Genomic DNA, 22,424 nt, shown 5'->3' on the forward strand with positions numbered 1-22,424 from the left:
TAAATGCCAGTCGTGAATGGATTAAAACGCTAACTGGCCAGCTTAAAAAAAGTGGGTTCTGCTGCGACTTCATCGGTCATGATACCGAAGAAACTGAGTAAAGTGGGCGTAATGAAATCATGTGATACGAGCTGATCGGCCATACGAGCAAGACTATGGCTATCAATACTATTGCTAGTAGGTGACCAAATGATGACGGGTACCTGCTTTTGGGCATCGGGTGCAATACTATAGGGTAGGCCATGCAAATAAATATTGTTTTCTCCTAAGCTCTCGCCATGATCACTGATATATACCATCACCACATCATAGTCTTGCTCATAATTTTTTAGCGTATCAATAACGTTATCTAAGAAGTAATCGGTATAACGAATGGCATTATCGTAACCATTGATAACAGACTGGTCATCGCATTTGGCCAGCTCATTGGTCATACAGACGGGTTTAAAAGTCTCAAAGTTTGCTGGATAGCGCTGGTAATAAGCAGGACCATGATTGCCCATTTGATGCAGTAAAATAAGAGTGTCTTTAGGTGTTTCGCTTGACTTAACAAGTTTGTCAAAACCATCGAGCATACCAATATCTCGGCATTCAACATCGCAATTAGGGTTAGTCTCAGCCGTTTTGTAGTCTTCAAACGTGACGCGATCGGCCACACCTTTAGAGCTAGAGTTGTTGTCTCGCCAAATGACGTTGACGCCTTGTTTATGTAGCGTGTCCAGTACGTTTTCATTATAGTTTGCATTCTTAGAATCATAGTTTTCTCTATTTGCATAACTGAACATACAAGGTACCGAGTAAGCGGTAGATGTCCCGCAAGAAGTGGCTTTTTTGAAACTATAAATGTCTGGCTGGCTAGCCAGTAATGGCATGGTGTCGCGCTGATAACCGTTGAGACTAATATGATCGGCACGGGCGGTTTCACCGACGACAAAGACCATCAGCTTAGGTTTTGCGGCAGGTGCTAGGCGCTTGGCATCGGTCGCATGCAGTATCAACGTGTCAGGCCGACGTAGTTCATCAACGTAATCAGTGCCCAGTTTGATAACAGAATAGACAGGGGTGATGGGGTTGGCGTAGCTACGGATTATTTTGTGTTGACGGAAAAAGGTGGCATATTGATCGCCCAAGGGCAAAAGGCATGCGCCTATAAACGCAAGCGACAGTATCAAAGTTATAATGCGTTGTAAGACAGCACGACGTAAAGGACTGCGTTTTATAGGGGTTTTGGCAATAATAAAAGCGGGTATGATGCCCAATAAAATAAGACGAATAAAAAAGCTTGGTGCCATCAGGCCCGTTACTTCGGCTTGGTCCGTTTCCATACTATTGATCAGCATGTTGGTGTCAAATATCGTGCCGTAAGCATCCGTAAAGTACCCGCATACAGCAGCTATCAATACCATCGAAATCAGCACGGTCTTTGCAATTGGTCGATAGCATAGCAACTGAAATAGTAGCCACATGAGTCCGAATAACAGACCTGTGAGGGATGTTATAAAAGCAATATGCGTTCGAAAGGGATAAATATTCAGCACTTGCTCAAAAAAGCCAATATTCGCCGTGGCGACCAAGTAGAGCGCAACGATTATAATCAAATAATGGAGATTAATCTCGCGATTAGACACTTTGCTTATTCTGCTTATATCGCTATTTTTAGTATAAGTTTTAGTGTCATTAGTGCTAATTAATTGAGGTATTGACATAATCTGGCTTCTCAACAGCGTTATAGGGAATATATTCCTCACCATAACAAGGGGCCTGTTAAGAAGACGTTAAGGTAGCTGGTTTTTTAATAGGACGCTATGATTGATTAAATTATTAATCAAGGTTGTGCTAGAGAAGTAATTGACTTTTGATAGTATATCGAGATACCATGATTTATGAATATAGAAAATGTAATATCCGCCCTTAATAATCCCATGCGGCGTCAAATCCTTGAATGGCTAAAAGACAGGTCGAACTTTCCAGCCTCATTACCAGAGCACGCTGATTTAGACGGTGTGTGTGTGGCATATATCCAAGAAAAAGCAGGATTGTCACAATCAACCATTTCAAATTACATGGGTGTATTAAAAAAAGCAGGATTGGTCATTGCTGAACGCCATGGACAATGGACATTTTATCAACGCGATGAGGCTAATATTAAAGCTTTTCTCAACGAGGTTGAGAAAGAACTGCTAAAGCTTTGATACACTGTCTTCTCAGCCTAAAATAGATTTTTAAAATATAATATCGATATATTTCGATATAACGATGGAGTGTCCCGATGAAACAAACGATGACCAAACTTAATCCAAGCAACCTAGCAGAAACATTAGGTAAGCCGCTTGAACTGCCTTGCGGGGTAGTGCTCAAAAACCGAATGGTGAAGGCCGCAATGTCAGATTCTCTCGGTGATGGGTGTGGTAATGCAACGGATGCTCAATCACGTCTTTATGAGCACTGGGCGCAAGGCGGCGTCGCATTGTCATTGATTGGCGAAGTACAAGGTACTCCTCATTATCCTGAGAAGCCTGGCAATTTAGTACTAAACCCAAATTCAGATATCGAGGCATTACAGGATTTGGCACGTCGCGGATCTATTAATGGTGCACATCTTTGGCCGCAGCTTGGACACGCTGGTGCATTGTCATATTTGCCTGTTAGTAAACCCAAAGGTCCCTCTGCATTAGATCTGGCAGAATTACAATGCGAAGGAATGAGTATAGAAGATATCGAGGCGTTACCAGCTATGTATGCAAACGCAGCGCTTATTGCTAAAGAGGCAGGATTCGGTGGCGTTCAAATACATGCAGGACATGGTTTTCTGTTAAGTCAGTTTTTATCTCCGTTGTTCAATCGACGCACTGATGGATACGGTGGCTCTGTAGAAGGAAGATTCCGTGTCGTGCATGAGGTGATAGAAGCCGTTAGAGAAGCGGTGGGCGATGCATTCCCCATTGGTATTAAGATAAACTCAACAGATCAATTAGAAGGTGGCCTAACAGAAGCTGATGCCATGAAAATGATTGGTATCCTCGATCAGACGTCTATCGACCTGATTGATATCAGCGGTGGTACTTATTTCCCAGGAGCGCCTGCAAGCTCAGACAGTAGCTCTGGTAGCGGCCCTTACTTTATTGAGTTTGCCCAGCGTGCCAAGCAGATAACAGGTATTCCTATTATTGCGACGGGCGGTTTTAAGACGCGCCAGCAAGCCATCGACGCTATTGCGAATGGTGCGGTCGATATGGTGAGTATAGGCCGTGGTATGGCAGTAAATCCCAGTCTGGCCAATGATTGGTTAAGTGCTGAAGGTGGTGATCCAAAACTACCAAGGTTTGCCATCAATCCTCCGGGCGGTGTGACGGCTTGGTATTCAATGCGATTGACGGCACTTGCAGAAGATAATGAGGATGCATTCGATTTAGATCTAAAATCTGCTATGAGTATTTATGATGCGAGAGATGAGGCTCGTTGTGCTGAGTGGCGTCAGGCTTTTGGTCGTATAGTCAAAGAATTATAAAATGGGTACAAGGCAGCCGATTGCAGATTGTACAAGTAGTACATCTAATGAGGGTAACGCCGTAACCGTTTAGCAGTTCGCTGACTATATCTAACGCAAGACGCCTTGATTTTAGGTCCTGGTTTTCTTCTTCAGAGTAAAGCTTGCCACTCTACAGCCAGTAGTTCTCTTGAACATACGTCACACAGAGATTATAAAATGCTTGGGCGGGCGGAGAGATAGATTTATTGGCGAGTTTAAAGATACCGATCTGTCGGTTTAAAGAAGGGTCAACTAAATCTATCCAAACCAATTCGGGCTCATTAGCAGGGAAGGCAAGCTTGGGTAGAGTAGTGATACCCAAATCATTACGCAATAAAGAAAATAGCGATGTGATGTTTTCTACCGTATATCTTGCCCTGCGATTGAGCGCCTCGGCCGGTGTGTTTTCGAGCAATCTGCAAGTGCCATTATAGATAAACGGCTGCGACATGAGTTGTTGCCATGTTAGCCCTTGCACCTGATTTAACTCGTTGTTCAGTTCATTGGCTTTAAGGCAGACAACGCCAATGGGGTCTGATATTAATAAGGTGAAATCTATATTTGCTTTATCAATACTGGTGCAATTGCCCAATGCCAAATCTATCTCACCGGCCAATAACCGATTGGCCACACCGACAGAGTTATCATCTATCAATACAATCTCTATATCAGGATATTTTTTTGAGTATTCGACCAACACGCTAGGTAATAATTTAGTCACTAGTGATGGCACGCTTGCAATTCTAATTTTACCTTTATCGCCAGATGCAGAGGCTCTAAGATCGTCTTCTAGCGCTTGATAAACAGTAAGAAACTGCTCCATTTTTGGTAAGCAGGTTTCACCAAAGGGCGTCAATATGGCTTTGTTTCCCACTTCAAATAAACGCTGACCTAACGTTTTTTCTAATTCCTTTATCGAGGCTGATAAAGCGGCTTGCGAACGGTTAGCGCGATCAGCCGCCGCACGAAAGCCGCCTTCTTCTACCACAAATAAAAAATGTCGTAATTGCTGTAGCTTCATATTCAGATCATCCAAGACTATTATTCAATAACTTATCTTAAATGATAGATTAAATCTATCAAGATTAAAATTTAATTAGTTAGATTTATCGTTATTAATTAAGTAGGATAAGTTATATAGCAGTTGGCAATGATTAAATAAATTTCAGATCGCTTACTGCTGAAACCACTTATCAAAGGATCTGACGACATGACGACTCATTCAACCAAACAAGCTATCAAAACCTCACTTTATGCATCTAAAGCCCCTTTAGAATGGGCAATCACCAGCAATGGTACGTTGTACACTGCGCAGATTCCTATCGATGAAAATGGTGATGTGGTTGCAGGTGGTATTGAAGCGCAAACCCGTCAAACGCTAGACAATCTTAAGCACACATTAGAATGTGCCAATGTTGGCATGGATTCGGTATTACAGGTCATGATTTATGTGACCGATCGCGACTATCTAAAAACAGTCAATCAAGTCTATGCTGAATACTTTGAAGCACCCTATCCAAATCGTGCGGCGCTGGTGATAGCCGGATTGGCTCGTGAAGAGATGCTGGTTGAGTTGGTCGTATATGCCGCTGTGCCCTAAATTTTGAATGTACTCTAGTCAATAAATCAAATATTTAATACTTTATCAAGGAAGCTCTTATGTCAGCTCACACCGCCCAACAGATATTGCAGCAAGACCCAACCAAATCACTTTACATCAATGGTGAATGGCAGGCAGGCGTAAATACCGTTGCCAATATTAACCCATCTGATATCACTGAAACTATCGGCGAGTTTGCACAAGCCAGTAGCGATCAAGTCAAAGATGCCATTGCGGCGGCGCGTCAAGCCCAGCCAAAGTGGGAAGCGACTCCTTTAGAAAAAAAGCAGTCTATCCTACAAGCGATTGGCGATGAAATGATTGCTCGCTGTGATGAGCTAGGTACGCTGTTGTCTCTTGAAGAAGGTAAGCCGTTTGCGGAAGGTCGCGGTGAGATTTATCGTGCAGGCCAGTTCTTTCATTACTATGCGGCTGAAGTGTTGCGTCAAATGGGTGATACGGCTGATTCAGTGCGTCCTGGTGTTAAGGTCGAAGTTACCCGCGAAGCAGTCGGTGTGGTTGCAATTATCTCACCTTGGAACTTTCCAACTGCCACTGCTGTATGGAAAATCGCGCCAGCTTTGGCCTTTGGTAACACTGTCATTTGGAAGCCTGCAAATTTAACGCCAGCTAGCGCAGTGGCATTGGCTGAAATTATTCACCGTCAAGGCCTACCTGAAGGTACGTTTAACTTGCTGTTGGGTGGCGGCTCGTCAGTCGGTGATGCCCTCATCAATTCTACAGACATCGACGCCGTTAGCTTTACAGGTTCTGTACCAACAGGTCGCAAAGTCGCTGCTGCTACTGCACCAAACTTTATCCGTTGTCAGCTTGAGATGGGCAGCAAAAACGCCTTGGTTATCGCTGACGATGCCGATTTGCAAGTCGCTATCGATGCAGCAGTGGCTGGTGCGTTTGGCGGTTCGGGTCAGAAATGTACGGCTTCTTCACGTCTTATTGTGATGGACGGTATTCATGATGCGTTTGTAGACGGTGTGATTGCCAAAATGAAAACCCTAAAAGTTGGCCATGCGCTTGAAGACGGCATATTTATGGGGCCTGTCGTCGATGATAAGCAACTGGCATCAAATATGGACTGGATCGAAAAAGCCAAGCAATCTGGTGCCAATTTAGCGTTTGGCGGTGAGCGTTTAGAGATGCCGCATGACGGCTACTATATGTCGCCGACGTTATTTACTGAGACGGATAACAGCTGGGGTATCAACCAAGAAGAAGTGTTTGCACCGCTGGCGTGTGTCTTGCGTGTCAAAAGCCTAGAAGAAGCGATTGCGATGACCAATGATACGCGCTTTGGTCTGACGGGCGGCATCATCACTCAGAGCTTGCGCAGCAGTGCGATGTTCAAAGAGCAAGTACAAGCAGGCTGTGTCATGGTCAATCTAGCGACTGCAGGTACGGATTATCACGTACCATTTGGTGGCCGTAAACAGTCAAGCTTTGGCCCGCGTGAGCAAGGTCAATATGCCAAAGAGTTCTATACCATCGTCAAAACCGCTTATCAAAAAGCGTATTAGAGACCTTCTTGACAAGCATGTTAGCCACTATCGACGCGACAGGGTGTGAACACGCACTTAATAGCAAATGATAGCGGTCACTTATAAAAGTATTAAAGGGAATTGATATGTACCAAGACCATATCGTCATTGACGGATTACAGTATAGCCATTGGGATCGCGACTACTTCAAGATGCTACAAGCCAGTGGTATTAATGCGGTACATGCCACCTTGGTCTATCACGAAGACGCTCGCCAAACCACAACCCGCTTTGCTGAATGGCATGCACGCTTTGAGCAAAACTCAGATCTTATCTTGCCCGTGTACTCAGTGGCTGATATCAAGATGGCAAAAGAGCAAGGCAAAGTTGGCATCTTTTTTGGCGCGCAGAACTGCTCACCAATCGATGACGAAATTGGTCTGATTAGCGTGATGCGGCGTTTAGGTCTATTGATTATGCAGCTGACTTACAACAACCAGAGCTTACTAGCGACAGGTTGCTATGAGCAGAATGACAGTGGCATCACCCGATTTGGTCAGCAAGCCATCGCTGAGATGAATCGTGTCGGTATGATTATTGACATGTCACACAGCGCTGAGCGCTCAACACTAGAAGCGATAGAAGTGTCATCGCGTCCGATATGCATCAGCCATGCCAATCCAACCACGGCTCATGAGGCCTTGCGTAATAAATCGGATACGGTCATCAGTGCCTTGACCCAAGCAGGCGGGTTGTTAGGGTTTAGTTTATATCCGTTCCATTTGCCAAATGGCAGCGCATGTACGCTTGATGACTTTTGCACCATGATTGCCAATTGTGCTGATAAATATGGCGTCGAACATTTAGCGATTGGCAGTGATTTATGTCTCAATCAACCGCAAGCCGTGCTTGAGTGGATGCGCAATGGTCGCTGGTCAAAAGCGATGGATTATGGTGAAGGCAATGCCAATAATTCAGGTTGGCCAGATACTTTGCCATGGTTCGCTGGCAAAGACGGCATGGAAAATATCTATAACGGTCTGCTAAAGCACGGTTTTAATGAAAGTGATGCTGGAAAAGTCATCGGTCAAAACTGGTTCGATTTTTTAGAGCAAGGCTTAAAGCCTTTGTCTTAACCACTCAGTCTGAAAATAGTGTTTCAATCAACGGTTACTCGAAATCGCTATAAGAAGACAGACGTTTTATAGCATAAAACCTTTTGAAGTAGACAGTATAGCGAGGTTGTTTAGATATATCATCATTGCTATGCACCTGATTTAAATAACGAAACGTTAGCATATGGAGCCACATCATGGCCGATTTAAAGGGATTTAATCAAGATGAGCAAGGACGCTCAAGCGCTGCCAATACAGATAAAGAGGCGGAAAAGGTCACTAGCACATTAATTTCTACAGATGCTGACACGCTAGGGCTTAAAAACCCTGCATTTTGGTACAGTGGCGGCTTTATTACGATCTTTGTGCTCATGGCAATTTTTGCAGAAGCGCAGTTAGCCACGATCGTTGATGTTGGTTTTCAATGGTCGGCTAATGTTTTCGGTCCTTTCTGGCAAATTTTGCTTCTTGCCACTTTTGTTATCGCGTTAGCGGTTGGCGCAGGTCGGACTGGCCGTGTCATCTTGGGTAATTTACCAAAGCCTGAAATGGACAATTTCAAATGGATGGCTATTCTGTTTTGTACGTTGCTGGCTGGCGGCGGGGTTTTTTGGGCTGCGGCAGAACCCATTGCTCATTTCGTTTCAGCACCTCCGTTATATGGTGAGTCACCAGACTTACAACAACGGGCTTTTAATGCCTTATCACAGTCTTTTATGCACTGGGGATTTTTGGCGTGGTCGATTGTCGGTAGTTTGACAGCGATTGTGGTCATGCATCTGCATTATGACAAAGGCTTGCCGCTGAAGCCTCGTACGCTTCTTTATCCTATGTTTGGTGAGCGCGTACTCACTGGTCAAACGGGCGCGATTATCGATGCTTGCTGTATCGTCGCCGTCGCCGCTGGTACGATTGGTCCTATCGGTTTTCTGGGTCTACAAACCAGCTATGCACTCAACACCTTGTTTGGTATCCCTGATACGTTTACCACTCAGCTCATCATTATTGTATTTGCTATTGCGCTTTATACCTTATCAGCGATCAGTGGGCTTGCTCGAGGCATGCAGTTGCTCAGCCGCTTTAATGTCATATTGGCGGTTGCCCTGATGCTCTTTATTCTGATATTTGGGCCGACCAACTTTATCGTGAATGGTTATATCCAAGGTGTCGGTACGATGGTCGATAACTTTATCCCAATGGCGACGTTTCGCGGTGATGAAGGTTGGCTTGGCGGTTGGACAGTGTTCTTTTGGGGTTGGTTTTTAGGCTATGGCCCGATGATGGCCATCTTTATCGCTCGCATCTCACGTGGTCGTACGATTCGCCAATTAATTACCACCGTTTGTATTATTGCACCGCTCGTGACGTGCTTTTGGTTCACCGTCGTTGGTGGTTCTGGTTTAGCATTCGAGATTGCCAACCCTGGTAGTGTCAGTAGTGCATTTGAAGGCTTCAATCTACCCGGTGCATTATTAGCCGTCACGCAGCAACTACCATTTCCTTTGATTACCTCGATATTGTTCTTGATTTTGACGACGGTATTTATCGTGACCACTGGCGACTCGATGACTTATACCATCAGTGTGGTCATCAGTGGCGAGCGTGAGCCGAACGCCATGATTCGCACCTTTTGGGGCATTATGATGGGTGTAACGGCGATTGTTTTAATCTCTCTAGGTTCGGGCGGCGTGACAGCGTTGCAGTCCTTTATCGTGATTACCGCCGTGCCAGTCTCTTTTGTATTGTTGCCTTCATTATGGAATGGGCCACAGATTGCTCAGCAAATGGCACGAGAGCAAGACTTGTATCGTCCCAATAAGGTAGAAACCAGACATAAAATTAGTGAAGAAAAACGTGCTCAGGAAAAATTGGCTGAAAAAATTGATTGAAGCACTGAAGCACTGAAGCACTGAAGCACTAAACGGTAAATATGAGACAGCCATCACCTACACCGCTAATTTTATATTTACCAATAGATATCATCATTGAGATTATTAACGAAGCTGCTGGCTCGGTATATTAGGTAAGGTAGTGAAATTATGAATATGGTTTATGCAAATAACGAAAACAGTAACGTCAAACCACCTTCGCTTAGTACGGGTTTTCGTACTCGTGATGTGATTATGAATGCAGAAAGATTGGGCGCAATGCACCAGACCCGTATTAGCTTTGTGCGCACACTACTACGTAAAATTGACAAAGAAAAATGGACACTCAGTACGCACTTATGGGATTTGGATGAACAAGGTTACGGCAAAGTTATCTATCGCCTCAATACTCCAGAGCACTTGTATCATCTGGTGGTTTTCTGTAATGAGCTGGCTGATGAAGAGCGTAACGATAGGGTGATTGCTCAAAAGTGGGATGTCACCTTTGGTCTGGTGTTCGGCGAGATAAGTGAAGAACTATTAGATAATCTACAAGCTAATGTGCCGCTACAAGAAGCAGGTCGCAACTCTAATATGGTGATGGTGCTGGCACGAGCAAATAAGAGCGTCAGGGTCTTTGATCATATTGTGAGCTCACTCGCTGCCGGTCAGCAACCAGATTTGGATGTACTCGCTCAAGTGGGTTATATCTTGCGTACCACTGCTGTCTATGGCAATGGTAAGTTTGGTATTTATGATTTTAAGCCGTTGGAGCATAGTGAAGACTTTGATCAATCGTTTCGGGCACAGATGTGTGCCGTCTACCTGCTGCGCGAGTTTAGCTTAGATTGGGTTGATTATTTGGCAAAGCAAAAAGGTGGCAGCAATGCAGTCAAGCTGCATCCAGAGATTAAGCGTTATCTTGGGATTGGTAATGCTACGGGTCTGGGTATGGCACCGTACTTAATCAACCATCCTTGTGTCGTTGACCAATGGCTTGCGACGCGTGAAGAGGCATTGCAAGCGACATTGGTCTGTCAGGTGGAACCCAAAGAAACCGCGTATTTTGCGAGTTTAATCAAACGTGCCATTCAGCATTTTAGCGAAATCGTTACTATCAATGAGCAGCAAATAAAACTCAATGAAGCGGTCGTCACAGAGTTAACAGTACTACAAAACAATTTGATGATAAGTATTAATAATTACGCGACATGGGCAGAGTTTTTGCAAGCGCATCATGATTTGAGTTTTGAGAGCCAAGAGGTCATCATTTCTTGTTTGATGGAGTTGTATCCTGAGCGTGTCGATGCGTTTCAAAAAAAGATAAATGCCGATGAAACCTTGTCGCTACCGAAGGGTAAAGTCATCCAAGACTTGCTCGATGTCTTAGAATTACATTATCAGTGGGCGATTAATATTGATTTTAGCCAACCTGACAATAGCCATTGGTTTTGGTATCGTTCGGTGGATAAAGAAGAGCCGCGCATGGGTGTACGCGGGCAAGAGCCTGGCGCGGATCGTGAGCTGGCATTAGACATTGCACGGCAAGTAAACAGATTGTATTTTGCCCTCAAACAAGCCAAAGCCCAACAACTGATATCCGAGTTTATCTTAAATCAGCCCAAATATCGGGCAATTGCACGTCGCGTTTGGACGATGGGGCATAAACCATTGGGTGATATTCAGATGAATGTCTTGCATAAAACCGCATTACCCATGCATCTGTTACGGTGTAAATTATCGATGTTTGGTGCGACGAAATTTGATCCGAGATCAGATCGTTGGGTGCGGATTACCTTGTTTCAAGGTGCGCCTTTATTTGCAGAAGTGCATAGTGATGAATGGCTGTTTCCATTACTACCCGATTTGTCGACAGAGCAGGGAGGTTTGACTCATGATCGTATCGCATAATGAAATCGTCGCGATGGTATACAAAGCCTTTACTGGGCTGCACAGAGAGGTGGGCGAGGCTGACGTGATAGCCACCATGGTCGCTGAGCTACAGATGGCGGGCTTGGATGGTATCAGACATTTTAATAATGCCAGTCCGTATATCTTAATTGAACGTGATACGCCCATCGATATCGTCCATCAAGAGGAAGGCGCTATTCGTTTAGATTTGCATGGTAACAGTTTGGCTTGTCACTTGCCGACTATCATTGATTATGCTCTTGAAAAAATGGGTGATCTAACGCATTTTCATATTTATTTGCAGAACTGCCATAACCGTTGGCTGGCTTATAGTGAGCTGGTAGGATTGGCAAGCAAGGGTTTTGCATGTCTGGCTAAATGGGACAATGGCTCTGTACCCAAACAAACGTTATTCACGTTAAATCAAGGGTTTATCTATCCTGATCTATACTTTTTTGATAAGGCACAAGCCAATTATAATACCAATGATATGATTATCGAGATTGCGACTCAAAACTTTGATATTGAACACGACACCCAAAATTTTGATTGTAAGATATCAACAGATGAACTGTTTTCAACCCATCAGCGCGCGTGGAAAGAAGGTATCTATGTCGACGATGAACAATGGGCGATACTCAGAACAACAGCCGCCGCGATATTGGTCGAAAATAGTGAAGCATCAAGTAAAGGCGCGGGAGGCGTATAGCATACAAAGCCAGATTTCTAATTACTCTATCAAATATCTTTATGTATAGTTGGTTCAGTTTAAAAGAGAGACGAGGCAACCGAGTGCAGAGGTGTATGTGATACTTCAAGCGAGATTAACGCTGTCACTCTTTTATATAAGGTTGCCTAGATATTAATAAGCAATTAGCTATTTGGCGCTTGCGTGATGTGCTCATCCCAGTATGGCGGAGCGCCATAATAGTCTGTCATAAAGTCAATAAAACACCTGACCTTATGGGGCAGCAGCTTTCTATGCGCATAGACGGCATATAAGCCCAAAGGGTCGGGCTCATACTCAGGCAACACTACGACCAACTTGCCAGTATGTAGTGCATCACTAGCAATAAAAGTCGGTTGTAATATTAATCCTCCGCCTGCAATGGCTGCCTCAACGAGTACGTCGCCGTTGTTACTGCGAAATATACTATGCTCCTTGAATTGTTTTGCTTTTAGGTACTTATAAATTTGTCCTTTGGTCTCTACATTCATATAGCTGTAATGCAAATAGCGATGCGCTTCCAAATCTTCAAGTTTCTTAGGCACGCCGTGGATTTTTAAATACTCAGGCGATGCGCATAAAACCACGCGAATAGGTGCGATTTGCTTGGCGATGAGCGATGAGCTCTCTAACTGTCCGATACGCAGTGCAATATCAAAGCCTTCTTCAACGATATCAACTTTCCGGTCGCTTAGCTGAAGGTCAACGGTGACGGAAGGATATTTTGCTTGAAAATCAGTGATCAATCTTGCCATATGCTTTAAGGCAAACGAGACAGGCGCGCTGATTCGCAGGACTCCCTTAGGGTGCTGCTGTAGGCCGCCTAATTGCGCCGCCATTTCATCAATGCTCAATAAAACCTGCTGCGCATGCGTAAAATATTGGCTACCAGCCTCAGTTATACTCACTTTACGGGTAGTGCGATTAAGCAGGCGAGTATGTAGTTCCTCCTCTAGCTTTGCCACATACTTGCTCACCAGTTGCGGCGAGAGCTGCATCGTGATGGCGGCTTTGCTAAAACTGCCCTCTGTCACGACTGCTACAAAGGCACGCATCGCGTCGATTCTATCCATGTTTTTTCCTGTATTTATCCTAATATCAAATATATTATAAACAATACGTTGATAATTATTCAATATAACTTAGCTTACTCTTTTATATCGTTGATAGTAAAGTGTGCCCATATCATTTCCGACACTATTTATCTTAATCATACATTCTGGAGTAAGCATCAATGACAACATCACTACTAAATAAAATTTTGACATCGAACGCTGGAGCAGCGGCTTTAGTTCTTCGTGTACCAGTTGGCCTAATTCTGGCAGCCCATGGCGCCCAGAAGCTATTTGGTTGGTTTGGTGGTAATGGGCTAGCAGGTACGGCTCAATGGTTAAGCAGTATGGGTATGGAGCCTGGTTACTTAATGGCGATATTGGCAGGCGGCGCTGAATTCTTTGGTGGTCTTGCTCTGGTATTGGGTTTGCTAACCAGACCAGCCGCTTTAGCCGCAGCCTTTACCATGTTGGTGGCTATTTTTTCTGTCCATATCGGCAATGGATTATTTGCTGATAATGGTGGCTATGAATATGCGTTGACATTAATGGTGGCTTCGCTCGCGTTAATGATACAAGGGGGCGGAAGTTTCAGTATCGACAAAATGCTATCAGGAAAAGTCGAGCAGATTTAATAGCTATCAGCAGTTTAAAACTTGCGTCATCTAGAGCCATTTCTCAGCTTAAACATTGGTATTTATTATTGGGTTATTGAGCATTAAAGTGAAGCATAATGGAGTAAAAGCGAATGGGCAACGAGTCGATTTCGGTCACACAGCCAGTATTTTTTATCCCTCATGGTGCGGGGCCGTGCTTTTTCATGGATTGGCAACCGGCTGATACGTGGAATAATATGGCTGCATTTTTAAAAAGTATTTCTGATCGATTGCCTGAGCCTCCCAAAGCTATTTTGATGGTTAGTGCGCATTGGCAGACATCTGAATTTAGTATTACCGCTGGCACGAAACCTGAGCTCATTTATGATTATTATGGTTTTCCTGACCATACCTATCAACTGACTTACCCTGCATGTGGCGCGCCAGTATTGGCTGAGCAAATCAGCAGGCTACTGACAGAGGCAGGGGTAAGCAATAAACAAGATACGGAGCGTGGCTTTGATCACGGGACTTTTATACCCTTAAAGCTGATGTATCCTGAGGCCGATATTCCAGTGGTGCAGCTATCACTACGTAACAATCTAGACCCGAAGGCGCATTTGGCTGCAGGTCGAGCGCTGGCATCATTGCGTAAAGAGGGCGTGCTAATCATCGGTAGTGGCATGAGTTTTCATAATATGCGTGGCTACAACGATATAAACTTCACCGCACCGTCAGAACATTTTGATGAATGGCTGACTAATACTGTGGAATCGGTAGATTCAGATGAGCGACTTGTAGCCCTTGCGAATTGGTCGAAAGCGCCTTACGCGCTTGATTCACATGTATTAGGTGCAGAAGAGCATTTACTGCCGCTTATGGTGATAATAGGGGCAGCAGGTCACGATGATGGTCGGAAGGTTTATTCTGAACAAGTACTAAAAACGCAAATATCAGCCTTTCAGTTTGGCTAAATATGTTGAAACGTTTAATGCGTGGTATTTCAGCGTGATTATTAAATCTAAAACATCCTTTGAGTCTGAGATTCAAAGGATGTTTTAGATTAATACAGCAATTATTAGTGACATGTCAAAGTTTTCAAAATGAGGGATAACGTCTCTTATTATTCATATGTTGCCACCACATTATTTCCATCAAGTTTGAATTTATAAGTATTGAGCACAATACTCTCATCATCTAGACATTGGCCAGTAGCAAGATTAAAGCGCTGTTTATAGATGGGTGAGGCCACATAAAGTACCTCTTTTGCTGTTCCTGTATCATCTGTAATCGTGGTTCCACCAATCAACCCCCGTGACAGTACATTGGCTTGACTGAATGGATCGTAGTTATCAAGAGCAAATAAATCGTTTTGCTTGGTGCGAAAAATAGCAATTTGTTTGCCATTTATCAGTGCACACACACCAGTTTCAGGAATGATATCGTCAAGTGTACAAATAGTCTGTTGGTTCATGAGGCGGTATCCTTAGTGATGATAATATTGCTCTGTATGAGTGATAAATCGTGAGTGACAAGCTGCAAGTTGCAAAACATGATTTTAGAAAAATGAGTCTAAAAACATGAGTGGAAAAAATAGCACCTTGTTTGTTGTGATAACAAACAAGGCACTCATCATTGGCTAAGCCAGTTCAACCAGGTTGATGGTTGCTTTTTCCGCATCAGTCGCTGGGCGAATCTGTTCACGATCGGTCACGAAAACGACATTCTCATCGCCTTGCTCACTGTTTACAAAATGACGGAAACGTTTGAGTTTTTCGGTGTCGTTAATCGTCGCTGCCCACTCACACACGTAATTGTCGACCAACAATTGCATTTGTGCTTCGAGCTCATCTGCTATGCCCAAACTGTCTTCAATAATGACGGCTTTTAGATAATCAAGCCCGCCATCTAAGCTTTCACGCCACTTTGAGGTGCGCTGTAGCTTGTCCGCTGTTTTGATATAGAACATAATGATGCGGTCGATGTATTTGACCATGGTTTCGGTATCCAGATCAGTGGCGAACAGCTCACCATGACGCGGGGTAATACCGCCATTACCGCAGACAAATAAATTCCAGCCATTTTCAGTCGCAATCATGCCAAAGTCTTTACTTTGCGCCTCAGCACATTCGCGCATACAACCCGACACACCCATCTTTATTTTGTGCGGTGAGCGCACGCCTTTATAACGATCTTCTAATCTCAAGGCGAGGCCAATACTGTCATCGACGCCGTAGCGGCACCAGTTATTACCGATACAAGATTTCACGGTACGTAAGGATTTACCATAGGCATGGCCAGTCTCAAAGCCTGCTTGCACCAGTTGCGTCCAAATATCAGGCAATTGCTCCATGCGTGCGCCAAACAGATCGACCCGCATCCCACCAGTGATTTTGGTGTACAAATTAAACTGCTTCGCTACTTGACCCAGTACGATGAGCTTGTCTGCGGTAATTTCACCGCCCGGCACACGCGGTACGACGGAATAAGTGCCGTCTTTTTGTATATTACCTAAGTAGTAATCGTTACTGTCCTGTAGTGGTGTCAGCTCGGTTTTGAGTACATAGTCATTCCAGCACGATGCCAAAATAGAGGCGACCGTCGGTTTACATATCTCACAACCATGACCGCTACCATGTTCAGTCAGTAATTCATCAAAGGTTTTGATACCGTGCACGCGAATCAGGCTATATAAATCTTGACGAGAGTACGCAAAGTGCTCACACAAGTCATTGTTTACTTCAAAGCCCATGGCGGTGAGTTGATAGCTGACCGTATCTTTGACCATAGGGGCGCAGCCACCACAGCCACTACCGGCACTGGTCATGGTTTTTACATCGCTGACGGAGTATGCGCCGTTTTCGACAGCCGAACAGATAGCACCTTTGGTCACATTATAACAAGAGCAGATCGTGGCGGTATCTGGCAGATTGTCGATGCCCATTACGGGTTTTTCAACATTGGGTAATATCAGGCTTTCTGGGTGTGCAGGTAGGTCAATATCATTTAAATACAATTGCAGTAAGTTGTTATAGTCTTCGGTGTCGCCTACCAATACAGCACCAAGCAAGCGTTTGTTATCAGGTGTGGTGACCAGTTTTTTATAGATGCCCTCAGCAGGATTTTGATACAGATAGCTTAAACTGCCGTCACTCGTGCCATGTGCATCGCCAATACTACCCACATCAACACCCATCAGTTTTAACTTGGTGCTCATGTCAGCACCCGTAAATATCTGCTTGCTATCACCAGCAATTTGCGCGGCACAGATACTGGCCATATTGTAGCCGGGAGCCACCAAGCCAAATACTTTGTTGTCCCATACTGCGCATTCGCCTACGGCGTAAACATGATCGGCATTGGTGCGACATTGCTCATTGATCAAAATACCACCACGCCCGCCCATTTCGATACCGCATTCTGGGTTGTTTTTAATAAGGCCATCTTGCGGTCTAATACCAGCGCTAAACACAATCATATCGGTCGTTAGAGAGGTGCCATCTGTAAACTCCATGGTTAAATGTTGATCATCACCGTTGGTATCATCAGAGTTCGGCGCAGTATTAGACAGAATCTCTTTGGTATTTTTCCCCGTCAGCACTTTGACACCCAGTGCTTCTATTTTTCGCTTTAAAATCTCACCGCCAGCGGCATCGAGCTGAACGCCCATCAATTGCGGCGCGAACTCGACCACATAAGTATCAAGCCCTAGCGTCACGAGCGCTTTTGCGGCCTCAAGCCCCAGTAAGCCACCACCAACCACCACGCCTTTTTTAACAGTGGGCAGCTCAGCAATCGCTAAAATCTCATCTAAATCCGCAATGGTTCGGTATACGTGGCAATGCGGATGCTCGCGGCCTGGGATGGGCGGCACAAAAGGATATGAACCAGTCGCTAGCACCAACTCAGAGTATTCAATAATCTCGCCTGCCTCAGTAGTAATACGCTGACTGGCCGAATCGATATTTACAATGCACTGATTCAAATGCAAATTAACTTTTGATAATTCATAAGCTGTTAAATCTACTAGGTTCAGCTTACTGGCATCTTTATGTTCAAAATAGCTCGACAAATAAACACGGTCATAAGCAGGGCGGTCTTCTTCAGCAAATACATGAATGTCAAATTGCTGGTGTAGTCCTTGCTCAATTGCTCGTTCAATAAAGTGATGACCGACCATACCGTTGCCAATCACCACCAAATTGCCTTTACTTTCTGTGCTCAATGCAGTGCTACTCATGCGTCTGTCCTTAGTAATGGGGCTGGTTGGATACGGTCATCGTTTATTTTTTTATCACGCTATAAACGGTTTCGTTTCTCAACAACAGCTGATAAACAGCATTTAATACCTACTATTACAGAGCATTCAATAATCATGCCATGGCACTTTGATTGACTGAGTTTTTGCGCGTTGCTATTAGATAGAAAGGTATGCTTTATCAGGACCAGTCGCTTATGTACAAAGGTTTTTACGTGAGTATGGCTAGCTCCATTACTTACCAAAAATCAGGATAGATACCGTTGTTGCCGACTGCAATGTCAGAAGTTAATGCACCAAAATAGATACTGCTGTGCCCCACGTTGGATGTTATTGCTGTTTATAAGGGAGGCTGATGGAGTGTTTTAAACCTGCTGTGTTAATGCTTTATTAGCATAAGCGTCAGGTGTGATGATGGTTATAGACCCGCCAGTAAAGGCGCCTAGAGACTCAATAAGCGTTGGTCTTTATACAGATTTGGCAGCGTACACAAATAACTGGCATAACCATTGCACCGCCTGAAACATTGCTACTTATCATATTTGAATACTGCATTTTTTGAACACTTAGTACCTTTAGTACGTTGTCAGAACCCTGAAGTTAATCATTTGAGGAAGTTGCCTATGTCATCATCAGCCCCCGTTGCACCTAGTAAAGACAAGCTTAATGTTTTGTCATTTACGGGTAAAAATAAAATCCTTCATTTAGGTTGGATGGCATTTTTCCTTACCTTTTTTGTATGGTTCAACCATGCACCATTTTTATCAGCGATTGGAGAAACACTCAATCTGAGTAAAGACCAAATCAAAACGTTACTCATTTTAAACGTAGCATTGACCATTCCTGCCCGTGTGATTATCGGGATGCTGACAGACCGTTTTGGCCCTCGCATTGTATATACCGCCATTTTAGCCATTGGCGCTATTCCTTGTTTTACCTTTGCGTTCGCGCAGGATTACAACACCTTGGCGCTGTCTCGGTTTTTACTGGGTTTTGTGGGTGCAGGTTTTGTGGTGGGTATTCGTTTGATGAGTGATTGGTTTCCAACCAATGAATTGGGGACGGCTGAAGGTATCTATGGCGGTTGGGGTAATTTTGGCTCGGCAGCAGCGGCATTGTTATTACCAACTATAGCGATTGGTGCAGCAGCAGTTTTCGGTGGTGATGAAGGGTGGCGTTATGCAACAGCCACATCAGGGGTCGTGATGGCACTTTATAGCATCATTTTTTATAAGATGGCGCGTAATACACCCAAAGGGGCTACTTATTTTAAACCCAAAAAATCAGGTGCCATGATGGTGACGTCATCGGGTGATTTTTGGTTAATGATGGTTTTTAAACTGCCTATGTATTTGGCATTGGCATTATTGGCATGGAAACTATCACCTGATGGTGTGAGCTTACTGAGCCAGTCTAGTGTCACTATGGTCTATATTGGCCTTGCGATACTGTATGTTTACGAGTTCATCAGTAGCTACCGCTTTAATAAAGAGGTTTTCACCACACCTGTACCAGTGGCGCATCGTTATGATTTTAAGCAAGTAGGTATCTTAAATATTTTGTATTTTGCTACGTTCGGCTCAGAGCTTGCCGTCGTGTCGATGCTACCTTTGTTTTATCAAGAAACTTTTAGTTTATCGATTGTGATGGCAGGGGTATTGGCATCGAGCTATGCCTTTATGAACCTCATGTCACGTCCAGGCGGCGGTTGGCTCAGTGATAAGTTTGGTCGCAAAATAACTTTGTTGATTTTGACAGCTGGTTTGGCCATCGGGTATCTGTTGATGGGCTTCCTTGACTCAACGTGGCCACTTGCATTGGCGCTATTAATTACGATGTTTTGCTCCTTCTTTGTACAAGCTGGTGAAGGTGCAGTGTTTGCAGTAATTCCTCTGATCAAACGCAGCATGACAGGGCAGTTTGCAGGGATGACAGGTGCGTATGGTAATGTTGGATCAGTGGTGTATTTAACGGTGCTGAGTCTGGTGTCTTATCAGGTGTTTTTCTTTGTGATTGCCGCGACAGCAGTGGCTGGATTCTTTGCTTTGTTTTTCTTAAAAGAGCCAGAAGGCATCATTATTGAAGAAATGCCAGATGGTACATTTGCCGAAATACAAGTGAGTCATAGATAGTACGGGGTGAAGACAGATGACGATAGCACACGCCAATAGAAACAATAGTCAAAATGCGGATGAGACGGTAGCTAATATCAATAATTCGTCATCAACAGGGTCATGTCAGTTTGTTGCTATTGATGAAACTGGTGACAGTAAGGATATTGATGATAGCACTGCATTATGGTGGCTTGATTTTTTCACTATGGCAGGTCGCAAGACGGAAAATCAAGACAGTGTACTTATTACCACCTGCTTGCCCTATCGATGTTCAGGTGAAGAATCATCTAGTGCCAATCGCTCAATATCTCACGCAAGATCCTACCCACCCTCATCAGCCCCGTTATTGGTGCTCATGGCAGATGGGGTCAGTGCTTGCCAGTTTCCAAAACAGGCAAGTCGACTAGTGGTCAATACTATTGCTCACAAAATAACATTGGGGTTGACCGCACTGGCACACTCACAAGATGAGACGTCATCCATCAGTTTTGACGACGATCAAGTCGCTAGTCTCATCAAAACAGCAGTCAACAAAGCCAACGATATCCTATATTTTCCTCAAGCGTATCAACGGGTGCCGCCGTTGTTATCTACGTTATCAGGCTTGCTCTGTATCGGTGACCGTATTCACCTGTTTCATACAGGCGACTCTCGAATATACCGCGTTGGGGTAGATTGTCTGACAGTATTGAGCAAAGATCACCGCGTTCATCGTGGCCAAGACAAAGGAGCGCTTGCTGCAGCTATCGGCGCAGATAGCCAGTTAGAGCTACAACAATCGGTATTTACCCTTCATCAAAACGAGTGTTTGGCTATCATGACAGATGGGGTTTATGAGCATATAGAGCCCACAGAGTTGCAATTTGAGCTGTGCAGCAGTGCGACTGATATATTTCAGTTGATGGCAACCACACACAAATTACCGCTAGGTTTCAATACCAGTCAAGCCGTGTGCGAGCAAGCCTTTAGTGCAGGCAGTCATGACAATCTAAGCATGGTTATGCTGAGTATGAACACACGGTCAGCCCATTTTACTTCTATCAATGGCGTTAAGGGTATTGGTCATTTGAATGGCATTGACTTTGATAATCTGGATACGGTCATACATGATGTGAATCGCTACCAGTTGCCAACCGACTTACAGATAGGCGATCATATTGACGGCTTTACTGTGATTGGTATCATTGCCCGCACAGCTCGCAGTCATGTGTACTGGGTACAAGATGAATACAACCGCGACTTTGTCTTAAAATCGCCCAGTTTAGACTCTGTGGCCGATGGCCATTATCTGCGTGATTTTTTAAAAGAACGTAAAATTGGTTTGAGCCTATCAAAACATCGCCGCGCGGGCGAGTCGGCTTACAATCAAGCTGACCCCAATCGATTGCCTATCAGTCCTGCATCCAACAATATTGGTCATAACGTGGGTTCTGGCCTCAGTGAGTCGGGGCTGCTGCGATACTATCCGGTGCCAGCGAGTACCACATACTTATATCATTTGACTGAATATATCGCTGGTGAGAGTTTACGGGACTTTATGGATCGTCATGCGCCTTGTGATGTGTGGCAAACCTTTGATTTACTCACCAAAATTGGCATGGCGGTTCGAGTCATGCATCGCAACTATCTGTTGCATCAAGACATCAAACCCGAAAACATCCTTTTAACCAAATCTGGCGCCGTTAAACTGATTGATTTTGGTTCCGCCAGTTCCTATATCTTAAAAGACAGCACTCGACCACCAAATGGTGATTTGCACTATGCTGCACCAGAATATTACACCGATGCACCAAAAGGCGTGCATTCTGACTTGTTCTCGATTGCAGTGATTGGCTATGAATTGCTGACGGGGCAATTGCCATTTAATACCCAAACACTAATGATGCCAAATCAAACATTACTAATGCCCGCGCAGCCGCTACGGCAGCAGAACGTACCTGACGCCAGCCAACAGGCACTCATGCGTGCGCTGCATGTCAACACCAACGCGCGCTATCAAGCCATTGGTGAGTTTTTACAGGATTTTAACCCCGATAATAAGGCACATAGCCGTGACCCAGAACCCCTCATTAAGCGTAACCCTCTACTGGTATGGCATGGCATTTGCTTCATAGAGTTTGTCATCATTTTATTGTTGTTGGCGTACTTTTCATGACAC

At 44.4% G+C, this 22,424-nt stretch carries 17 protein-coding genes; 12 read left to right on the forward strand and 5 right to left on the reverse strand.

All coding sequences use genetic code 11. The features are described from left to right. Positions 1–29: 29 nt before the first annotated feature. Positions 30–1,628: a phosphoethanolamine--lipid A transferase gene (locus I6E84_RS06755; RefSeq protein ID WP_320158631.1), complete on the reverse strand. Its 1,599-nt coding sequence runs from the start codon at positions 1,626–1,628 to the stop codon at positions 30–32. Positions 1,629–1,883: 255 nt separating this feature from the next. On the opposite strand from I6E84_RS06755, the gene I6E84_RS06760 reads away from it, so the two are divergent. Further along, complete coding sequence (locus tag I6E84_RS06760; protein WP_110924327.1) at positions 1,884–2,192, forward strand: ArsR/SmtB family transcription factor; 309 nt, start codon at positions 1,884–1,886, stop codon at positions 2,190–2,192. Positions 2,193–2,269: 77 nt separating this feature from the next. Further along, positions 2,270–3,508, forward strand: a complete 1,239-nt coding sequence (locus tag I6E84_RS06765; protein WP_197217032.1) for a tRNA-dihydrouridine synthase — start codon at positions 2,270–2,272, stop codon at positions 3,506–3,508. A gap of 151 nt (positions 3,509–3,659) precedes the next feature. Here I6E84_RS06765 and I6E84_RS06770 read toward each other — a convergent pair whose 3' ends face one another. Further along, the gene (locus I6E84_RS06770) at positions 3,660–4,550 is read right to left on the reverse strand and encodes a LysR family transcriptional regulator (protein WP_197217041.1); all 891 of its coding nucleotides are present in this window, start codon (positions 4,548–4,550) and stop codon (positions 3,660–3,662) included. Positions 4,551–4,739: 189 nt separating this feature from the next. Here I6E84_RS06770 and I6E84_RS06775 point away from each other — a divergent pair, with 189 nt between their 5' ends. The 6 genes from I6E84_RS06775 (at position 4,740) to I6E84_RS06800 (ending at position 12,228) form a co-directional block, all read left to right on the forward strand. After that, complete coding sequence (locus I6E84_RS06775) at positions 4,740–5,129, forward strand: RidA family protein (protein WP_045445827.1); 390 nt, start codon at positions 4,740–4,742, stop codon at positions 5,127–5,129. Between the two features lie 59 nt (positions 5,130–5,188). After that, positions 5,189–6,664 carry an aldehyde dehydrogenase family protein gene (locus I6E84_RS06780; protein WP_197217042.1) on the forward strand — a complete coding sequence of 492 codons (1,476 nt, stop codon included), beginning with the start codon at positions 5,189–5,191 and terminating at the stop codon, positions 6,662–6,664. A gap of 107 nt (positions 6,665–6,771) precedes the next feature. After that, positions 6,772–7,761, forward strand: coding sequence for a membrane dipeptidase (locus tag I6E84_RS06785; RefSeq protein WP_197217043.1), 990 nt, complete (start codon positions 6,772–6,774; stop codon positions 7,759–7,761). A gap of 176 nt (positions 7,762–7,937) precedes the next feature. Then, on the forward strand, positions 7,938–9,629 hold the full coding sequence (locus I6E84_RS06790; RefSeq protein ID WP_197217044.1) for a BCCT family transporter: 1,692 nt from the start codon (positions 7,938–7,940) through the stop codon (positions 9,627–9,629). Between the two features lie 150 nt (positions 9,630–9,779). Then, positions 9,780–11,519, forward strand: coding sequence for a hypothetical protein (locus I6E84_RS06795; protein ID WP_265090853.1), 1,740 nt, complete (start codon positions 9,780–9,782; stop codon positions 11,517–11,519). Beyond that, positions 11,503–12,228: a DUF3726 domain-containing protein gene (locus I6E84_RS06800; RefSeq protein ID WP_197217046.1), complete on the forward strand. Its 726-nt coding sequence runs from the start codon at positions 11,503–11,505 to the stop codon at positions 12,226–12,228. The genes I6E84_RS06795 and I6E84_RS06800 overlap by 17 nt, the downstream gene beginning before the upstream one ends. Before the next feature lie 164 nt (positions 12,229–12,392). Here the strand turns inward: I6E84_RS06800 and I6E84_RS06805 are convergent, their stop codons facing one another. Further along, positions 12,393–13,319 (reverse strand): LysR family transcriptional regulator, encoded by a 927-nt coding sequence (locus I6E84_RS06805; RefSeq protein WP_197217048.1) that lies wholly within the window; start codon positions 13,317–13,319, stop codon positions 12,393–12,395. 161 nt (positions 13,320–13,480) lie between these two features. Here I6E84_RS06805 and I6E84_RS06810 point away from each other — a divergent pair, with 161 nt between their 5' ends. Together I6E84_RS06810 and I6E84_RS06815 are read left to right on the forward strand one after the other, a co-directional pair. Next, the gene (locus tag I6E84_RS06810; protein WP_197217050.1) at positions 13,481–13,933 is read left to right on the forward strand and encodes a DoxX family protein; all 453 of its coding nucleotides are present in this window, start codon (positions 13,481–13,483) and stop codon (positions 13,931–13,933) included. A 113-nt stretch (positions 13,934–14,046) separates the two neighbouring features. Then, positions 14,047–14,868, forward strand: coding sequence for a DODA-type extradiol aromatic ring-opening family dioxygenase (locus tag I6E84_RS06815; RefSeq protein WP_197217052.1), 822 nt, complete (start codon positions 14,047–14,049; stop codon positions 14,866–14,868). A gap of 149 nt (positions 14,869–15,017) precedes the next feature. Here the strand turns inward: I6E84_RS06815 and nirD are convergent, their stop codons facing one another. Together nirD and nirB are read right to left on the reverse strand one after the other, a co-directional pair. Then, positions 15,018–15,368: a nitrite reductase small subunit NirD gene (gene nirD / locus I6E84_RS06820; RefSeq protein WP_197217054.1), complete on the reverse strand. Its 351-nt coding sequence runs from the start codon at positions 15,366–15,368 to the stop codon at positions 15,018–15,020. A gap of 165 nt (positions 15,369–15,533) precedes the next feature. Further along, entirely contained in the window at positions 15,534–18,134 is a 2,601-nt protein-coding gene (gene nirB, locus I6E84_RS06825; protein WP_197217056.1) for a nitrite reductase large subunit NirB, read from the reverse strand. Positions 18,135–18,694: 560 nt separating this feature from the next. On the opposite strand from nirB, the gene I6E84_RS06830 reads away from it, so the two are divergent. Both I6E84_RS06830 and I6E84_RS06835 read left to right on the forward strand, forming a co-directional pair. After that, positions 18,695–20,284, forward strand: coding sequence for a NarK family nitrate/nitrite MFS transporter (locus tag I6E84_RS06830; RefSeq protein WP_339343417.1), 1,590 nt, complete (start codon positions 18,695–18,697; stop codon positions 20,282–20,284). Between the two features lie 16 nt (positions 20,285–20,300). Next, positions 20,301–22,421 (forward strand): protein kinase domain-containing protein, encoded by a 2,121-nt coding sequence (locus tag I6E84_RS06835; protein WP_320158632.1) that lies wholly within the window; start codon positions 20,301–20,303, stop codon positions 22,419–22,421. Positions 22,422–22,424 lie beyond the last annotated feature (3 nt).

Origin of the sequence: Psychrobacter sp. SCQQ22, from assembly GCF_015864605.1 — a bacterium.
GTDB lineage: Bacteria > Pseudomonadota > Gammaproteobacteria > Pseudomonadales > Moraxellaceae > Psychrobacter > Psychrobacter fozii.

What these genes read in the sequence shown, in the direction of transcription:
- I6E84_RS06760 (WP_110924327.1), top strand. Translation starts at nt 1,884, where the DNA reads ATGAATATAGAAAATGTAATATCCGCCCTTAATAATCCCATGCGGCGT.
- I6E84_RS06765 (WP_197217032.1), top strand. Translation starts at nt 2,270, where the DNA reads ATGAAACAAACGATGACCAAACTTAATCCAAGCAACCTAGCAGAAACA.
- I6E84_RS06770 (WP_197217041.1), bottom strand. Translation starts at nt 4,550, where the DNA reads ATGAAGCTACAGCAATTACGACATTTTTTATTTGTGGTAGAAGAAGGC.
- I6E84_RS06775 (WP_045445827.1), top strand. Translation starts at nt 4,740, where the DNA reads ATGACGACTCATTCAACCAAACAAGCTATCAAAACCTCACTTTATGCA.
- I6E84_RS06780 (WP_197217042.1), top strand. Translation starts at nt 5,189, where the DNA reads ATGTCAGCTCACACCGCCCAACAGATATTGCAGCAAGACCCAACCAAA.
- I6E84_RS06785 (WP_197217043.1), top strand. Translation starts at nt 6,772, where the DNA reads ATGTACCAAGACCATATCGTCATTGACGGATTACAGTATAGCCATTGG.
- I6E84_RS06790 (WP_197217044.1), top strand. Translation starts at nt 7,938, where the DNA reads ATGGCCGATTTAAAGGGATTTAATCAAGATGAGCAAGGACGCTCAAGC.
- I6E84_RS06795 (WP_265090853.1), top strand. Translation starts at nt 9,780, where the DNA reads ATGAATATGGTTTATGCAAATAACGAAAACAGTAACGTCAAACCACCT.
- I6E84_RS06800 (WP_197217046.1), top strand. Translation starts at nt 11,503, where the DNA reads ATGATCGTATCGCATAATGAAATCGTCGCGATGGTATACAAAGCCTTT.
- I6E84_RS06805 (WP_197217048.1), bottom strand. Translation starts at nt 13,319, where the DNA reads ATGGATAGAATCGACGCGATGCGTGCCTTTGTAGCAGTCGTGACAGAG.
- I6E84_RS06810 (WP_197217050.1), top strand. Translation starts at nt 13,481, where the DNA reads ATGACAACATCACTACTAAATAAAATTTTGACATCGAACGCTGGAGCA.
- I6E84_RS06815 (WP_197217052.1), top strand. Translation starts at nt 14,047, where the DNA reads ATGGGCAACGAGTCGATTTCGGTCACACAGCCAGTATTTTTTATCCCT.
- nirD (WP_197217054.1), bottom strand. Translation starts at nt 15,368, where the DNA reads ATGAACCAACAGACTATTTGTACACTTGACGATATCATTCCTGAAACT.
- nirB (WP_197217056.1), bottom strand. Translation starts at nt 18,134, where the DNA reads ATGAGTAGCACTGCATTGAGCACAGAAAGTAAAGGCAATTTGGTGGTG.
- I6E84_RS06835 (WP_320158632.1), top strand. Translation starts at nt 20,301, where the DNA reads ATGACGATAGCACACGCCAATAGAAACAATAGTCAAAATGCGGATGAG.